This is a genomic window from Noviherbaspirillum sp. FW303-A3 (assembly GCF_058788695.1).
This window is the reverse complement of sequence record NZ_JBYTAZ010000001.1, coordinates 2,408,820-2,424,678: the sequence shown is the minus strand read 5'-3', so window position 1 is coordinate 2,424,678 and position 15,859 is coordinate 2,408,820. Positions and strand designations below refer to the sequence as shown.

The 15,859-nt window shown below is 62.7% G+C and carries 14 protein-coding genes; 4 read left to right on the top strand and 10 right to left on the bottom strand.

The genetic code is table 11. The features are described 5' to 3' along the window. Positions 1 to 68 precede the first annotated feature (68 nt). Positions 69 to 1,682, top strand: coding sequence for an FAD-binding dehydrogenase (locus tag AC3WOY_RS11820; protein WP_492423935.1), 1,614 nt, complete (start codon positions 69 to 71; stop codon positions 1,680 to 1,682). A gap of 23 nt (positions 1,683 to 1,705) precedes the next feature. Then, complete coding sequence (locus AC3WOY_RS11815; protein WP_492423933.1) at positions 1,706 to 3,439, top strand: thiamine pyrophosphate-binding protein; 1,734 nt, start codon at positions 1,706 to 1,708, stop codon at positions 3,437 to 3,439. On the opposite strand, the gene AC3WOY_RS11810 is transcribed toward AC3WOY_RS11815, so the two are convergent. From AC3WOY_RS11810 to AC3WOY_RS11800, 3 genes are read right to left on the bottom strand one after another with little or no spacing between them, the layout of a single operon-like run. After that, on the bottom strand, positions 3,436 to 4,338 hold the full coding sequence (locus AC3WOY_RS11810) for an SDR family oxidoreductase (RefSeq protein WP_492423931.1): 903 nt from the start codon (positions 4,336 to 4,338) through the stop codon (positions 3,436 to 3,438). The genes AC3WOY_RS11815 and AC3WOY_RS11810 overlap by 4 nt on opposite strands. Before the next feature lie 59 nt (positions 4,339 to 4,397). Continuing rightward, positions 4,398 to 5,255: an enoyl-CoA hydratase-related protein gene (locus AC3WOY_RS11805; RefSeq protein ID WP_492423929.1), complete on the bottom strand. Its 858-nt coding sequence runs from the start codon at positions 5,253 to 5,255 to the stop codon at positions 4,398 to 4,400. Positions 5,256 to 5,273: 18 nt separating this feature from the next. Continuing rightward, positions 5,274 to 5,948 carry a TetR/AcrR family transcriptional regulator gene (locus AC3WOY_RS11800; RefSeq protein ID WP_492423927.1) on the bottom strand — a complete coding sequence of 225 codons (675 nt, stop codon included), beginning with the start codon at positions 5,946 to 5,948 and terminating at the stop codon, positions 5,274 to 5,276. Positions 5,949 to 6,083: 135 nt separating this feature from the next. On the opposite strand from AC3WOY_RS11800, the gene AC3WOY_RS11795 reads away from it, so the two are divergent. Next, positions 6,084 to 7,055, top strand: coding sequence for an NAD(P)H-dependent flavin oxidoreductase (locus tag AC3WOY_RS11795; RefSeq protein WP_492423925.1), 972 nt, complete (start codon positions 6,084 to 6,086; stop codon positions 7,053 to 7,055). A gap of 42 nt (positions 7,056 to 7,097) precedes the next feature. Here the strand turns inward: AC3WOY_RS11795 and AC3WOY_RS11790 are convergent, their stop codons facing one another. Beyond that, a complete protein-coding gene (locus AC3WOY_RS11790; protein ID WP_492423923.1) occupies positions 7,098 to 7,502 on the bottom strand; it encodes a hypothetical protein in 405 nt (134 codons plus the stop codon). A gap of 131 nt (positions 7,503 to 7,633) precedes the next feature. On the opposite strand from AC3WOY_RS11790, the gene AC3WOY_RS11785 reads away from it, so the two are divergent. Then, a complete protein-coding gene (locus AC3WOY_RS11785; protein WP_492423921.1) occupies positions 7,634 to 8,422 on the top strand; it encodes a helix-turn-helix domain-containing protein in 789 nt (262 codons plus the stop codon). Here AC3WOY_RS11785 and AC3WOY_RS11780 read toward each other — a convergent pair. From AC3WOY_RS11780 to AC3WOY_RS11755, 6 genes are all read right to left on the bottom strand, one after another. Continuing rightward, positions 8,419 to 11,007: an EAL domain-containing protein gene (locus AC3WOY_RS11780; RefSeq protein ID WP_492423919.1), complete on the bottom strand. Its 2,589-nt coding sequence runs from the start codon at positions 11,005 to 11,007 to the stop codon at positions 8,419 to 8,421. The genes AC3WOY_RS11785 and AC3WOY_RS11780 overlap by 4 nt on opposite strands. Beyond that, positions 11,004 to 11,642, bottom strand: a complete 639-nt coding sequence (locus AC3WOY_RS11775) for a SpoIIE family protein phosphatase (protein ID WP_492423917.1) — start codon at positions 11,640 to 11,642, stop codon at positions 11,004 to 11,006. Before AC3WOY_RS11775 ends, AC3WOY_RS11780 begins: the two co-directional genes overlap by 4 nt. Before the next feature lie 3 nt (positions 11,643 to 11,645). Then, positions 11,646 to 12,059, bottom strand: coding sequence for an anti-sigma regulatory factor (locus tag AC3WOY_RS11770; RefSeq protein WP_492423915.1), 414 nt, complete (start codon positions 12,057 to 12,059; stop codon positions 11,646 to 11,648). Then, positions 12,040 to 12,417, bottom strand: coding sequence for an STAS domain-containing protein (locus AC3WOY_RS11765; protein ID WP_492423913.1), 378 nt, complete (start codon positions 12,415 to 12,417; stop codon positions 12,040 to 12,042). The genes AC3WOY_RS11770 and AC3WOY_RS11765 overlap by 20 nt, the downstream gene beginning before the upstream one ends. A gap of 9 nt (positions 12,418 to 12,426) precedes the next feature. After that, positions 12,427 to 13,401, bottom strand: coding sequence for a protoglobin domain-containing protein (locus AC3WOY_RS11760; protein WP_492423911.1), 975 nt, complete (start codon positions 13,399 to 13,401; stop codon positions 12,427 to 12,429). Positions 13,402 to 13,765: 364 nt separating this feature from the next. After that, positions 13,766 to 15,841, bottom strand: coding sequence for a putative bifunctional diguanylate cyclase/phosphodiesterase (locus AC3WOY_RS11755; RefSeq protein ID WP_492423909.1), 2,076 nt, complete (start codon positions 15,839 to 15,841; stop codon positions 13,766 to 13,768). Between the last annotated feature and the right edge of the window lie 18 nt (positions 15,842 to 15,859).

The window sequence follows — 15,859 nt, the reverse complement described above, 5'->3', positions numbered from 1 at the left end:
ACGGCAACAACATACAAGATTCCATAGCCGGTTCGGCGTATGCCGGGGCGGACGACTGGAGGGGGACAATGCACGAGTATCGAAGCGATGTCATCGTGGTCGGTGGCGGCCTTGCGGGCATTGTCGCCGCGCAGGAGCTGCTTTCGGCAGGCAAGCGCGTGATCCTGTTCGAACGCGATGCGGAAGGGAATTTCGGCGGGCTGGCGAAAGAAAGCTTCGGCGGCATCCTGATGGTCGGCACGCCGGAGCAGCGCCGGTCCGGCATCCGGGATAACCCCGCGCTGGCCCTGCAGGACTGGCTGGCGTTCGGCGGCTTCGGCAAGGAGCCGGCAGCCGAAAACTGGCCGCGCCGCTGGGCAGAAGCCTATGTCAACGACAGCCATGACGAGATCTATCAATGGCTCAGGTCGCGCGGCATCCGTTTCCTTCCCTTGCCGCTGTGGGTGGAGCGCGGCCAGTTCTGCGGCGGCAACTCGGTGCCGCGCTGGCACGTCACCTGGGGGACAGGCCACGGCCTGGCCACGCAACTCATCCGCGCCTTGCAGGCGCATCCTCGCCGGGCGGCGTTGACGATCAAGTTCGGCCATCGTGTGGAAGCGTTAACTGTCGATGCCGGACGGATCAGCGGCTGCCATGGCGTCACCGAAGGCACTGGTGAACCGTTTTCCGCCACATCGGATGCGGTGCTTGTCGCCAGCGGCGGTATCAACGGCTGCATCGACCGCGTGCGGGAACACTGGCACGCTGAATGGCACCGGTCGCCACCCGTCATCCTGAACGGTTCGCACAAATTCGCCGATGGCATGCTGCACGACGCGGTGCGCTCCGCCGGCGGAAATGTCACCCATCTCGACCGCATGTGGAACTACGCGGCGGGCGTGCATCACTGGAAGCCGCGCAAGCCGGGGCACGGCCTGTCGCTCGTGCCGCCGCGCTCTGCGTTGTGGCTGAACTGGCGGGGTGAACGCATCGGCCCGCAACCGCTGGTCAGCGGCTTCGACACGCGCGAACTGGTCACGCAGATCTGCGGGCAGGAGCGGCAGTATTCCTGGCAGCTGCTCAACCACAAGATCGCGCTAAAGGAACTCGCCGTGTCGGGCGCCGAATTCAATCCCTCGATCCGCGACAAGAGCGTCGCCGGATTCCTGCGCGACACCCTCTTCGGCAACCGTTGGCTGCTGAAGCAGATGACCGAGAACTGTACCGATTTCGTGGTGGCCGGTTCGCTGCCGGAACTCGTGGAAAAAATGAATGCGCTGCAGGGCGACGACAGCGTGGACCTCGCCACCGTGCGCGCCGTGGCCGAGCGCTATGACGCCGAGATCGATCGCGGACCGGCGCTGCACAACGACGAACAGCTGCGGCGCATCGCCCACCTCCGGCGCTGGCGCGGCGACCGCATCCGCACCTGCAAATTCCAGAAGATCCTCGACCCCGGCGCGATGCCGCTGATCGCCATCCGCGAATTCATCATCAGCCGCAAGAGCCTCGGCGGCATCCAGACCGACCTCGGCAGCCGTGTGCTGGACAAGGCGGGTGCGCCGATGCCGGGACTGTTCGCGGCCGGCGAGGCGGCAGGTTTCGGCGGCGGCGGGATGAACGGCCTGCGCGGACTGGAGGGCACCTTTCTCGGCGGCGCCATCTACAGCGCGCGGCGCGCGGCGAAAGCCATCGCGGAATGAAACAATCATTACAGGAGACAAGCATGAAAAAAACCGCCGCCTGGCTGGCCGTATATGCAATGGAACAGCTCGGCATCAAGTTCACCTTCGGCATCCCGGGTGTCCACAATACGGAGCTGTACGACGAGCTCAACAACGCCGAGGCGGTGACGCCGATCCTGGTGACGCACGAGGGCGGCGGCGCCTTCATGGCCGACGGCGTGAGCCGCGCATCGGACGACACCGTCGGCGCGCTGGCCATCGTGCCGGCGGCCGGTTTTACGCATGCGGCCAGCGGTATCGGAGAGGCATTCCTCGACGGCATTCCGATGCTGGTGTTTTCCGGCGGCATCCGCACCGATACCGGCAACCGGTATCAGTTGCACGATATCGACCAGCTTGCGCTGGCCAAACCGTTGACCAAGGCGGCCTTTCGCATCACGCGCCATGAAGACGTGGTGCCGACCATCTTTGAGGCCTACCGCATCGCCACCAGCGGCGAGCCCGGCCCGGTGCTGATCGAACTGCCGGTCAACCTGCAACTCTTCCCCGGCGAGGTCACTTCGCTGCCGCGCTGGACGCCTTCGGGCGCGCCGGCCGCACCCGATCCGGCGCTCATCCGCCGCGCCGCCGACACGCTGCTCGCCTCGAAGAAGCCCGGCCTCTTCGTCGGCTGGGGCGCGCGCAGGGCGACCGAGGAAATCGCCGCCATTGCTGAGTGGCTGCAGGCACCGGTCAGCACCACGCTGCAGGGGCTGGCGAGTTTTCCGGGAGATCATCCCCTGCATGCGGGATTCGGTTTCAGCCCTTCGGCAGTGCCGGCGGCACGAAACGCATTCCGCGATTGCGACGCGCTGCTCGCGGCAGGGGCGCGTTTCGGCGAGATCCCGACCGGCAGCTTCAACGCGCCTGTGCCGCCGGCGCTGATCCACGTCGACATCAATCCGAAGGTGTTCAATGCCAATTACCCGGCGCAGGTGGGCATCGCCGGCGATGCGAAGGTTGTACTCGCCGCTTTGCTGGCCGAGCTGCGCAGCCGCGGAAAATCCGCAGCCGATACCGGCCTGGCGGCGCAGATCGCGCATGACAAGAAGGCTTACCGCGAGGAATGGCATGCGCATGACAGCAAGGGACGCGTCAATCCGGCGCGCTTCTTCGACGCGCTGCGGCAGCACATGCCGGACGACGCGGTTACTGTGCTGGACGACGGTAACCATACCTTCCTTGCCGCCGAGCTGTTCACGATCCGGCGCGGCGGGCGGCTGCTGACGCCGACCGATTTCAATGCGATGGGCTATGCGGTGCCGGCCGCGATCGGCGCAAAACTGGCGCAGCCGGACAAGGAAGTGTTTGCCATTGTCGGCGACGGCTGCTTCATGATGACCTGCATGGAGATCGTCACTGCCGCCATGCGAGGACTTGGCGTGATCTACTTCGTGTTCCACGACGGCGAGCTGTCGCAGATTTCGCAGGCGCAGCAGATTCCGTACAACCGCAAACCCTGCACGGTGCTGGCCGGTCCGAATATCGAAGGCATCGCCATGGGTGTCGGCGCAGCTTACGTCCACATGGCGGATGGCGATGCAATTGGCGGTGCGATCACGGAAGCACGGCGGCTGGCGCAGCAGGGGCGGCCGGTTATCGTCGACGTCGCCATCGATTATTCGAAGCGCACCGCTTTCACGAGCGGCACTGCGAAATCGACCTTCAAGCGCTTTCCGCTGTCGCAGCGGGTCCGTTTTGCCGGACGTGCGCTGCTGCGGAAAGTGACAGGCTAAGCTGTCCGCTGATCCCGGTCCTTCTTGTTCTGCGCCTCGATGCGGTCGCGGGCGTCCTTCCACTGGTCGGGCGTCCACGAGCGCAGTTCATAGAAGTTGCCGCCGGTGGCGAGGTGATGGCCGCCGTCCATCATGATCGCCTGGCCGGTCAGCCAGTCGCAGCCGTCGGCCATCAGGAAGGTCGCGAGGTTCTGCAATTCCTCCATCTTCCCGGCGCGGCCCATCGGATTGGTTTTCGCCGAGCGCGCGCCCGGTTCCTCGCCCGGATTGAGGCGCTTGCTCATGCCTTCGGTCGGGATTTCGCCCGGGCCGATCGCGTTGAGCCGGATGCCGTACTGCGCCCATTCCGTGGCGAGCGACATCGTCATCGCGTGGATCGCCGATTTGCTCATCGCCGACGGTACGACGAAGGGACCGCCGTTCAGCACCCAGGTGACGATGATGGAGATGATGCTGCGGTAGCCGTCCTCCGGTTTCCACTGGCCCTTGGCCGCCATCTCCACCCAGCGCTTGCCGACCGAGTGCGTGACGTAGAAGGTGCCGTGCATGACGATGTTGGCGACGGCATCGAAGCCGCGCGATGACAGCGCCGAGGTCGGCGAGATGAAGTTGCCGGCGGCATTGTTGACGAGGCCGGTCAGCGGGCCTTCGGCAAAGATCTGTTCGATCATGTCATCGACCGCGGCGGCATCGCGGATGTCGATGCCGAAGGTCTTCACGCTGCCGCCGTGCGCGGCCATCAGTTCTTTCGCGGTTTCATCGCAGACCTGCTTGCGGCGTCCGCAGATGTAGATATCGGCGCCCAGCGACAGGTATTTCTCCGCCATCGCGCGGCCGAGCCCCGTGCCGCCGCCGGTGACGAGGATGCGCTTGCCTTGCATGAGTTTGGGTTGGAACATGGCTGTCTCCTTGTTGTTCTGATCTTGTGCGAATTGGGTTGCTTAACGTTTGAGCAGCGTCACTTCAGCTCGTACTTGCCGTCCGAGAACGACTTCAGCGGCGGCAAGTCATCGAATTCCGGCGCGCGCCCCTGTTGCTTGGCGAGGAAGGCTTCAACAAGATTGCCCGTGCGCCAGATTCCCGACTGCAGCCAGCCCATCTGTTGCAACGCGTCATGCGTCGAATGGTCGCGCGCGTAGTGGATCGCCTGTTTGGTCCCCCAGATTGCGACCGGTGGTTTCTGCGCGATCTCGCGCGCCATCTCCAATGCGCCTTCGATCATGCCTTCCTGGGTGTCGAACACTTCATTCACGAGGCCGAGCGCCAGCGCGCGCTGCGCGGGCAGCCGGCGGCCGGTATAGGCAAGCTCGTGCACGACGCCTTCCGGGATCAGCTTGGGCAGGCGCTGCAGCGTGCCGAGGTCGGCGGTCATGCCGATGTTGATTTCCTGGATGCAGAAGAATGCGTCCGCACTGGCGAGCCGGATGTCGCAGGCGCAGGCCATGTCGACGCCGCCGCCGATGCAGCCGCCCTGGATGGCGGCAATGACCGGCATGCGCAACTGCTCGATCAGGTTGAACGCCTGCTGCATATCAGCCAGTTGCGGCGCGATGTTGGCGCGTCCGCCGGCACTGCCGTCGTTGAGCGAAATGCCGGCATCGGCGCCGAACACATCCAGCGCCATGCCCGCCGTGAAATGCTTGCCGGTGGAGGAAATCACCAGCGCGCGCGCGGGCGCCTCACGCTGCAGCAGTTGCAGGATCCCGGTCAGTTCGCGCCACATCACGGGCTGCATGGTGTTCAGCGCGGCGGGGCGGTTCAGCACCAGGTGGGCAACCTTGTCGGCGATCTCTAGGGTGAAGCACTGGTAAGTCATGGTGTCTCCTTGTCGTTGTTATTCAATGGCCTTCTGTCCCGTCTTCAGCGAGAGCAGGACCGCGTTGACGGCGGCGTCGAACAGTTCGTCGGCGCGTTCTGTTTTCAGGTAATAGCCTTTCAGTTCGAGGCTGACCGCGCCGTGCATGGCGGCCCAGAGCAGGCGCGCGGCGGCGGTCGGGTTCGATTGCGGCAGCGCGCCGTTCTTCATGCAGGCTTCGCAGGTATCGATCAGCACGGCCAGCGATTCCCAGGCCTGCTTGCGCGATTCCACCGGCGGCACAAAACCGGCAATCGCATCGCCGAACATCACCATGTAGTAACTCGGATTGCGGCGTGCATATTGATGATAGACGCGTGCGTGCAGGCGCAGCGGCGCGAGGCCGTTCATATCTTCGTTGCGGGCGACGGCCTGCTTCGAGGCGAGGCGGAATTCCTCCTTCAGCCGTGCAAAACCTTCGAGGTAGAGCTCGTTGGCCAGGCCGTCCTTGCCGCCGAAGAGGGAGTACAGGAGCGTGGTGGAACAATTGACGGCATCGGCGACGCGGCGCACGGTCATCGCTGCCGGGCCTTCCTCGGTCAGCAGGCGGGTCGCGGCATCCAGCATGCCCTGACGCAGGGTGGCGCGCAGGTCTTCCTGTGCCTGACGGAAATCGATGGGAGGCTTTTCTGCGGTGGATTTTCTGGATTTCATGCGCTTGACAAAAACATTGTTTTTTCTGATAACATCATAAACAGAATTCAGAAAAACGCAATGCTAGGCGCTATTGCGTATTAAAAAACCTGCAACGGAGACCTTGCCGGCTCCGACAACACCAAAGGAGTTTTCATGAGCAACACGCATTTGCCGCCCGTGCTGCAGAACCTCAGCCTGCCCGTCATTGCCTCCCCGATGTTCATCGCCAGCGGCCCGGCCCTGGTCACGGCCCAGTGCAAGGCGGGTATCGTCGGCTCCTTCCCCGCCCTGAATGCCCGCCCGGCCGAACTGCTGGACACCTGGCTGACGGAAATCCAGGAAGAGCTGGAAGCCTACAAGCAGGCCAATCCGGGCGCCAAGATCGGTCCCATCGCGGTCAACCAGATCGTGCACCAGTCCAACGACCGCCTTGAGCACGACGTGGCTGTCTGCGTGAAGCACCAGATCCCCATCATCATCTCCAGCCTGCGCGCGCCGCCGAAGGAAATGCTGGATGCGGTGCACAGCTATGGCGGCATCGTGATGCATGACGTGATTTCGATCCGCCACGCCGAGAAGGCGCTGGAAGCCGGCGTCGACGGCCTGATCCTGGTGGCGGCCGGTGCCGGCGGCCATGCCGGCGCGCTGTCGCCCTTTGCGCTGGTCGGCGAGGTGCGCAAGTTCTTCAATGGTCCGATTGCCCTGTCCGGCTCGATCGCCACCGGCGACGCCATCCTCGCCGCGCAGGCCATGGGCGCCGACTTTGCCTACATCGGCTCGCGCTGGCTGGCGACGAAGGAAGCGAATGTGGATGAAGCCTACCGCCAGGCGATCGTCGAATCGACCGCGGCCGATGTGATCTACACCAACCTGTTCACCGGCGTGCACGGCAACTACCTGCGCAAGTCGATCGTCGCCGCAGGACTCGATCCGGACAACCTGCCGGTCGCGGACAAGTCCAAGATGAACTTCGGCTCCGGCGGCGGCAGCAAGGCGAAGGCATGGCGCGATATCTGGGGTGCAGGCCAGGGCGTTGGCCTCATGGATGCGGTGCTGACCGTGCCGGAAGTGATGGAAAAGCTGAAGGCGGAATATGCAGCCGCCCGCAAGCGGCTGGCGCTGTAAGTCATGTTGCGCCTGCCGGAAACGGTCCGGCAGGCGCAACGATCAGGCGGGCATTGCAAGGCGCACGCGGCGCACGCCGAAGAACTCCAGCTCCGCGAACACCGCCACCACCACAGCCTGCCCCGCGACAAACACCTGCCCCAGCAACGTCGGCGCCACCCAGCCCGAGAACAGCAGGACGAAGCTGTCCACCACCCACAGCGCATTCACGGCGATCACCGCCCACACCATCCGGCGCGACAATTCCTTCCGCAATCCCGCATACCCCACGAAGGCAGCAATGGGCAGCAGGGCGAATCCCGCTTCGCGCAACAATATTTCCGGCAGACCGAGCAACGGCCCGAGCAGGCCGGCAGCGGCGACAAGCATCAGTCCCATCGCCAGGCCGGACACGGCATCGGCAAGCAATACACGGCGCAGGAAAACGGGGGATTGGAAGTTCAGCATGGCAAGCTCCTCAAGGTGGGTTGGACGATCCGGCATCACGCCGGCAAGCCATCTTTGTCCACGACCGGGAGCAAGTCGATTACGTCCGAGGTAATGGGAACGCTTTCCGCGCTTCCGCTATCATCGTCTCCATGATGCATGCCACCCGACCTGTCGGAGACTTCCTGCGCGAATGGCGCCAGCGCCGCCGCATGAGCCAGCTCGACCTGGCGCTGGAAGCCGAGATCTCCACCCGCCACCTGAGCTTCATGGAAACCGGCCGTGCCGCACCCAGCCGCGAGATGGTGCTGCGCCTCGCGGAACGGCTCGACATCCCGCTGCGCGAGCGCAATGCCCTGCTGGTTGCCGCCGGCTTCGCGCCGCTGTTCCCCGAGCGCAGCCTCGACGATCCGCTGCTGCAGCCCGCGCGTCGCGCGATGGAACTCGTGCTTGCCGGCCATGAGCCGTATCCGGCGCTCGCCGTCGATCGCTACTGGAACCTGGTCGCGTACAACAAGTCCGTGCCCTTCTTCCTCGCCAGCGTCGATCCGTCGCTGCTGGCGCCGCCGGTGAACGTGCTGCGCCTCAGCCTGCATCCGAAGGGGTTCGCGCCACGCATCGCGAACTACTGGGAGTGGCGCACGCATCTGTTCGAGCGCCTGCGGCAGCAGATCGGCATCACTGCCGATCCGGTGCTGGTGGAACTGGTCAATGAACTGTCCGCCTACCCGCCGCCGGCCGACGCCAAGCCGCACCATGGCGGCAATGAATATGCGGGCGTGGTGGTGCCGCTGCAGTTCATCACCGACGCCGGCATCCTGTCCTTCATCAGCACCGTGACGGTGTTCGGCACACCCATCGATGTGACGCTGTCGGAGCTGGCGCTCGAAACCTTTTTTCCAGCCGATGCGGCAACGGCGGAGACCCTCAGGAAACTTTAGGAAAGCAGCCTTGCCACTTCCTCCCTCGGCAATGGCACGCTGCAGTAGAAGCCCTGCAACTGGTCGCAGCGCAGCAGCTTGAGGAGCTTGGCCTGCTCGCCGTCGTCCACACCCTCGGCGATCACGCCCAGCTGCAGCGAATGGGCGAGCGAGATGACGGAACTGACGATGGCCAGCCCCGAAGGACTCTGGTTCATGTCGACCACGAAGGAGCGGTCGATCTTGAGCAGGTCGATCGGCAGGCGCGTCAGGTAGCTGAGCGATGAATAGCCGGTGCCGAAATCGTCGATGGCGACCTTCATGCCCATGTCGCGCGCAGCCTGGAGCTTGGCGATGTTTTGTTCGAGGTCTTCCATCAGGATGCTCTCGGTAATCTCCAGATCGAGGACGTGCTCGCCGGCCGGGATCTGCGCGCCGACGCTGGTCAGCGCATCAACGAAGTCGCGATGCCGCAACTGGACGACGGACAGGTTGACCGCGATCGGAACAGGCTTCAGCCCCTGCCGCTGCCAGTCGCGGTAGTCCGACAAGGCACGCTCCATGATCCAGCGGCCGACCGGCAGGATCATGCCGGTCTCCTCCAGGATAGGGATGAAGGAGGATGGCAGCGTCAGGCCGGCATCCGGGTCGTTCCAGCGCAACAGCGATTCGAGCCCGGCCACCTCGCCGCTGACAGTGTTGAACTTCGGCTGGTAGTACAGCGTGAATTCGTCGCGCTCCAGCGCGCGGTACAGGCGGTTTTCCAGCGTGAGGCGCCGGGCGACGCTGGCATTCATTTCGCGCCGGTAGAACAGATAGGAGTCGGCCGATTTCTGCGCCTTGCGCAAGGCGATCTCGGCATTCTTCACCAGTGTGTCGCCGTCCTCGCCGTCGCCGGGATACAGCGTGATGCCGGCCTTCACCGCCACATAAAGTTCGTTGCCGTCGATCTGGAATGCCGGGCCGAAACAGCCATCCAGCAAGCGCTCCAGCACATGCGCGGCGTTCGACGCGCCACGGATGTCGGCGAGCATGATGGCAAACACGTCGACGCCGAAATGGGCCAGCGTATCGTGCGAGGAAATCTTGATGTCCAGCCGCTCGGCCACTTGCTGCAGCAAGGCGTCGCCGACATGGCGGCCGAAGGTATCGTTGACGTTCGAGAAGCGAACGATGTCGATCAGCAGCACCGCGAGCACCTGGTCCTCATGCCGTGCGATTTCTACCTGGCGGCGCAGGCGGTCATGGAAAAGATCGCGGTTGGGCTTGCCCGTCAGCGAGTTGTAATAAGCGAGATAGTTGATCTTTTCTTCGTTGACGATGTGGTTGAGGGCGTAGGAAATGTCGTCCGCGAGCTCGTTCAGCAGTTTCATTTCCTCGCGGTCGAAGAAGCGGACTTCGGCGGAATACAGGCAGAGCACGCCGACAGTCTTTCCGCCCGCGCATAACGGCAGGACGGCAAAGGAGCGCAAGCCGTGTTGCAGGCATTCTTCCCGGTAGCGCAGCCGGCGCGCGTTCGCGATGTCGTTGCAGATGATGGACTTGCCGGAACGCAGAACCCGCATGACAAGCGCCTGCTCCTCCAGCGCCTTGTTCGTGATCCCGCTTGCGGCGGCGTGCTCCGTCAGCGCCACCGAACGCGTCATGCAGGAAACGGAAACTCCGCGGCTGTTGCCGAAACCGACCCACGCCATGCGGAAATTGCCTTGCTCGACTGAAATCCTGCACACTTCGCGCATCAGGGTGTTGCGCTCGGTGACGCGCACGATGGCCGCATTGGTCGCGCTCATCAGGCCCTGGATGCGGCTCAGGCGGGCAATCTTTTTTTCCTGGTTCTTGCGCTCGGTGATCACCTCCGTAAACATGATGATCCCGCCGATTTCGCCCTGTGCCGTGTACCAGGGATGGATTTCCCAGCGTACCGAGTCCAGCGTTCCGTCCGCGCGGGTGAACTGGGCCTCGTCGCATTTATCGATCGCGCCGGCCAGGCAGCGTTCATAGATCGTTCGCCATTCCGTCGGCGTTTCCGGAAAGACCTCGTAGTGCGAGAGACTGATGATGTTCTTGTCGCCAAGCCGGTAGTCGGAATGCCATCGTGGACTGACCAGCAGGTAGCGCATTTCCGTATCGAGCATGGCCACCGCCGCCGGATTGTGCTTGATGAAAAGCCGCATCCGTTCTTCGCTCTGGTGCAGCGCATCCGCGTGGTGCTTGAGAACCTCGTTCATTTCCCGCAGCTGCGCCACCGACTCCACGTATCCGCGATGCATCATTTCAAACGGCGCCATGGCCTGGTCGAGAAACTCGGCGGCCCGCGTCAGGAACAATGCTGTTTCGTGGCCCGGGACAGGATGCGTGCTTGCCTCAAACACAAGAAGGGTATCGTGGTGCGCGCCGTGCAGGTCAAGAATGCTGAGGCGGCTGGTGGCCGCACTGCGTCCCAGCTCGTAAGCATGCTGCAATGCACCCTCGTCGGAACGGCCGTGGAGGTAGTCGAGGAGCGCAGTGGCGTACTCGTCATGAAAGGCTGACAGGAAACCCTGCGACGCCGTATTTTCGACGGGGCGCAACTCCGGCGATGGCACGGAGAGGTCTTGCGGAATCATTGAGTGCCAAAGTTCGACACCCTGCTTCCGTTTATCCATTGCACCCCCAGTATCAAAGCATCGTCAGTATTCTTTGCGTGCTGCGCAAATATATGATTAATGAGTTGCCGCGGTTGTTCCATGCAGTCGACTTCGCGCATGAAGTTGCTGGCAATACCGTCCGTGGCAAGCAGCAAGAGATCGCCATGTGAAATGGCCAGTGTCGCGGGATTCAGCGGCGGCAGCCGGTCGCCGACAATCCCGCCGCGCGGCATGATAGCAACCGGTTTGCTGCGGGGATGGCTTTCGCGCCGCAGGACGGCCTCGACATTGCCCACGGCCAGCCAGGTCATGGAATTGGTGCTTGCCTCGAAGGAAGCCAGGGTGACGACCGCGCCGCGTGTTTTCTTCAGCGCATCATGGCACCGTTGCATCAGGACCTGTACGGGATCGTCCGGCTGTGCGGCAAGGGTGGCAACAGCCTGCCTTGCCGCAATGCTCGCCTGCTCGCCATGGCCAAGGCCGTCGATAACCGCAACCAGCACACCGCCCGGGTAATGGGCCACCAGATATTGGTCGCCGGACTCGTTCTGTCCCGGAATCGGCCGTTCTGCAACCCAGTAATTCACCAACGGCTCGGATCCGGGAGCAGTCATGGTTCACCGCTCCCACTTCTTCATGGTGATCACCGTGCCTTTGCCGACCTCGGACACGATGTCGAACTCATCCATCAGGCGTTTGGCGCCCGGCAAACCGATACCAAGCCCGCGGGAAGTCGTGTAGCCATCCTGCATCGCCAGCTTGAGGTCGGGGATTCCCGGTCCTTCATCGCTTGCAACGATCAGCAGGCCCCGCTTGACCCCGTTGCGGATGAGCTTGAGGTGCATGCTTCCCGATTTCGCATAGAGCACGGTATTGCGCGCGATCTCGGAGATGGCCGTGGCGATGATGGTGCGTTCGCTGCTGGAGAAATGCAATGAAGACGCAAGCTCCTTGACGTACTTGCGCGCCTTCAGTACGTCCACGTCGCTGCGCAGCGGCATGACAGTATCTTCATTGCTGGCGTGCAGCATGCCTCTGCCCCTCGCGCCTTCGCAGGAGGCACAGTCCGTCCTCCAGATCCATGGCTACCACGATGCCTTCCAGCGTCAAGCCTAGCTGCACCATCGACAGCGCGACGTCGGGCTGGATGCCGACCACCACGGTCTCGGCCCCGAGCAGCTTGGTCATGTGCGCGATCGAGCGCAGCGTGCGTGCGGCGAACGAATCCATGATGTCGAGCACCGTCACATCGATCAGCACGGCGCGCGAGCGGTACTGCCGCACCTTGTTGACCAGCTGGTCGCGCAGCAGGATGAGCTCTTCGTCGCTGAGTTCGTCCTGTATCGATGCGATCAGGAAGTGCTCCTGCTTGAGGATGGGTACCGGCATGGCGTGTCCTCAATCATTCCCGAAATCAAGGTTGTGATTGGGGTCCACCCGCACCATCTTGTATCCGCTCAACTGTTCCGCCCGCTCCAGGCCGCTTTGCATGTCGCCCACCGTCTCTATCCGCCCCAGATCGATGCCCAGCGTCACCATGGTGAGTGCGATCTCGGGCGACACGCCGGAGACGATCACCTTGGATCCCATCAGGCGCGCCGCCTCGACCGTTTGCACGAGATGACTGGCGACGCGCGAGTCCACATACGGCACACCGGTGATGTCGACCACCACTACCTTGGCGCGGGTATCGCGGATCGAATGCAGAAGTTGCTCCGTCAGCTGGCTGGCGCGGAAGGAATCGATCATGCCGATCACCGGCAGCAGCAGGATGCCATCGCGGAAGGGCAACACAGGCGTCGACAATTCCTTGATTGCGTCCTGCTGCTGGCCGATCGTCCGTTCGCGCGAGCTGATATAGGTATCGATAGCCAGGCCGATATCGAGGAAGGTCAGCTTCATCAACGAGAGGAAGATATCTATCGCGCGCTTGGGCTCCTCGCGGTAGGTATCGGTCAGCCTGTTAAATACGGAGCGCAGGTAGAAGTTGTACATCCCCAGATACGCCTTGATGGGCAGCGAGATACGTTCATGCACGCTGCCCACGCGCAACCTGTTTTCAATATAGTCCGGCCCGTAGTTGCCTTCCGTCAGGCGCAGGAAATAATTCTTCTGCGCATTTTTGACACGTGCCAACACCTCCGGGTCGCTCAGAAAAATGCGCGTTTCCTCGAACGAAAGCAGATGATGGTAGAACTCCTCGATTACTTCGTCGGCATAACGATCGGCAAGTCCGCCGATGCTTTTCAGCCGCTGTTCATCGTCTTCGTGGAACTGCAGGAATTTCTTGCGGCTATCGATTTCTTCCGCATCGATATTCAAGGTGTTCAGGAGGTTTGACCGCTCTTTCTTGTGCTTGGCTGGCGCGTCCATGGATGTGTCTCGACTCCGTTTTTGTAAGGAATAAGCCTGGAAGCGGGAGGATGGACAGCGCTATTGCTGTAAGGATCCGCCTGTTTGCATGCTCGACCGATGATGCGCAAGCGGCCCGGGGATGCAGGCAAGGTATGCTGAAAACCCGATTTTGACACCATGCTGGGTTGCATAGTTTCCCGCGCGATTGCGCTTTGCATATCAGTCTGCGCGAGCGCAACCCGCTACGTGATTTCCGAATCCGTACTATTCCCAATGGCAGGGAGGCCCCAGCGGCGCTACCATTCGCGGGTCTCTTCTCCACTGCAAAAAGTGTGGGGGTTTCAGCCCGCCGGCCTGTGCCGGCGGTTTTTTTTGCCGCGCTTCAGGAGCGGGATCTGTATCCGGAAAGGAACTGTTCGAACGCATTCGCATCGATCGGCCTGGAGAACAGGTAACCCTGGCCGTAATCGCATTTGCTCTGCAGCAGCAAATGGCGCTGCTCTTCGGTTTCCACGCCTTCGGCGATCACCTTGATGCCCAGCTTGTGGGCCATGACGATGATGGCTTCGCACAAGGCAAGGTCGTCCGACCCCGGTGCGAGGTTGCGGACAAAGGCCTGGTCGATCTTGATGTAATCGATGTCGAATTTTTTCAGGTAGGCAAGCGAGGAGTAGCCGGTGCCGAAATCGTCGAGCGCCACCTGCACCCCGTTGTCCCGGAACTGCAGCAATTGTTCTGTCACCGAGGCGGAGGCATCCATGAGCAGGCCTTCGGTGATTTCCACCGCCACGCTCTGTCCGGGAAGGCGCAGGGTGGTGAGGAATGCCAGCCAGGCCTTCATGTCGAGGCCCTCGTTCTGGAACTGCACCGGCGACACGTTCACGCTGATCTGGAAGTTCGGATGGAATGCCTCGCGCCATCGCGCCGCCTGCCGCGCCGTTTCCCGGAACATCCACTCGCCGAGGTCGACGATCATGCCGGTTTCTTCCGCCAGCGGGATGAATTCCGCCGGGCTGACCGGACCGCGCACCGGATGCAGCCACCGGATCAGCGCCTCTGCCTTGCGGACCTCGCCGCTGGCCAGGTCGACGATGGGCTGGTAATGCACGCAGAACTGCTTCTCGTTGAGCGCCGTCCGCAGGTCGCTCACCAGCCGCTTGCGCGCCTGCGCCGCATGCTGCATCGAGGCGGTGAAGTAGCTGTAGCGGTTGCGGCCCTGGGCCTTGGCGGCATACATCGCCTGGTCGGCATTCTTGAGCAGCGTGTCGATTTCGGTACCGTCTTCCGGATAGAAGGTGATGCCGATGCTGGCAGAGATGTAGACCTGCTCGGTGCCGAGCTGGAACGGCTCGGCGAGCGTCTGCAGGATGCCATGCACCGAACGCTCTACGCTGCCGGCGTCGCACAGTTCGCCGACGATCACGGTGAATTCGTCGCCGCCCAGCCGCGCCACCGTGTCCGAGTCGCGCACGCAGGCGCGGACGCGCTGTGCCGCCGCCTGCAGGAGGCGGTCGCCCATGCCGTGTCCGAGCGTATCGTTGACTTCCTTGAAGTAGTCGAGGTCGAGGAACAGCAGGGCAAATTGTTGTCCCATCCGATGTGCCTTCTTGATCGACTGTTCGAGCCGGTCATGGAACATGCTGCGGTTGGGCAGGCCGGTGAGCGTATCGAAGTTCGCCTGGCGCCAGATCAGTTCATCGGTTTCGCGCTTGCGCGTGATGTCCGAGAACTGCCCCACGCGGCATTGCACGGAGCCGTCCGCGTTGTAGATGGTGTTGACCGACAGCCAGCGCAGGAAATCCGTTCCATCCTTGCGGCGTGCCCACAGTTCGCCCTGCCAGCGTCCGCAGGTGGCGAGGGCCGACCAGAGGCTGGCGTAGGCTTCCGGGTTCTCGCGCGCGGAATTGAGCAGCTGAATGTTCTTGCCCATGACGTCTTCCGGGCGGTAGCCGGTGATCTCGGTAAACGCCGGGTTGATATTGATGATGGTCCCGTTGCCGTCCACCACCGACATGGCCTCGCTGCTGTTCTGATACACCATGGAAGCGAGCTGCAGCGAATCTTCCGCCTGCTTGCGCTTGGTGACGTCGAACACGATAGAGAAAAGCAGGGCCTTGCCCTTGAAGTCGATGGCCGAGGAATGCACTTCGACCGTGCGCACCTCGCCGCTGGCCAGGCGATGGTAAAAAATGAAGTAGTTGCGCTGCTCATGCAGCGCACGCCGCATTTCCGCGCGGATTTCATGCTCGGGCTGAATGTTGATTTCGCTGATATTCATCCCGCGCAACACGTTCTCGTCGTATTGATAAAACGCGGCGGCGGCGAGATTGGCGTCGGCAATGACACCGGTTGCCGGATCGATCAGCAGCATGATCGAACTGTGCTTGCGGAACAGCTTTCGAAACAGATCCTCGCTGGCGTCGGCGGCCGCAAGCCTTGTCAAAAGGTTATCCAGCATGGGTTTTGCCGACAGTGA

What these genes read in the sequence shown, in the direction of transcription:
- AC3WOY_RS11820 (WP_492423935.1), top strand. Translation starts at nt 69, where the DNA reads ATGCACGAGTATCGAAGCGATGTCATCGTGGTCGGTGGCGGCCTTGCG.
- AC3WOY_RS11815 (WP_492423933.1), top strand. Translation starts at nt 1,706, where the DNA reads ATGAAAAAAACCGCCGCCTGGCTGGCCGTATATGCAATGGAACAGCTC.
- AC3WOY_RS11810 (WP_492423931.1), bottom strand. Translation starts at nt 4,338, where the DNA reads ATGTTCCAACCCAAACTCATGCAAGGCAAGCGCATCCTCGTCACCGGC.
- AC3WOY_RS11805 (WP_492423929.1), bottom strand. Translation starts at nt 5,255, where the DNA reads ATGACTTACCAGTGCTTCACCCTAGAGATCGCCGACAAGGTTGCCCAC.
- AC3WOY_RS11800 (WP_492423927.1), bottom strand. Translation starts at nt 5,948, where the DNA reads ATGAAATCCAGAAAATCCACCGCAGAAAAGCCTCCCATCGATTTCCGT.
- AC3WOY_RS11795 (WP_492423925.1), top strand. Translation starts at nt 6,084, where the DNA reads ATGAGCAACACGCATTTGCCGCCCGTGCTGCAGAACCTCAGCCTGCCC.
- AC3WOY_RS11790 (WP_492423923.1), bottom strand. Translation starts at nt 7,502, where the DNA reads ATGCTGAACTTCCAATCCCCCGTTTTCCTGCGCCGTGTATTGCTTGCC.
- AC3WOY_RS11785 (WP_492423921.1), top strand. Translation starts at nt 7,634, where the DNA reads ATGATGCATGCCACCCGACCTGTCGGAGACTTCCTGCGCGAATGGCGC.
- AC3WOY_RS11780 (WP_492423919.1), bottom strand. Translation starts at nt 11,007, where the DNA reads ATGATTCCGCAAGACCTCTCCGTGCCATCGCCGGAGTTGCGCCCCGTC.
- AC3WOY_RS11775 (WP_492423917.1), bottom strand. Translation starts at nt 11,642, where the DNA reads ATGACTGCTCCCGGATCCGAGCCGTTGGTGAATTACTGGGTTGCAGAA.
- AC3WOY_RS11770 (WP_492423915.1), bottom strand. Translation starts at nt 12,059, where the DNA reads ATGCTGCACGCCAGCAATGAAGATACTGTCATGCCGCTGCGCAGCGAC.
- AC3WOY_RS11765 (WP_492423913.1), bottom strand. Translation starts at nt 12,417, where the DNA reads ATGCCGGTACCCATCCTCAAGCAGGAGCACTTCCTGATCGCATCGATA.
- AC3WOY_RS11760 (WP_492423911.1), bottom strand. Translation starts at nt 13,401, where the DNA reads ATGGACGCGCCAGCCAAGCACAAGAAAGAGCGGTCAAACCTCCTGAAC.
- AC3WOY_RS11755 (WP_492423909.1), bottom strand. Translation starts at nt 15,841, where the DNA reads ATGCTGGATAACCTTTTGACAAGGCTTGCGGCCGCCGACGCCAGCGAG.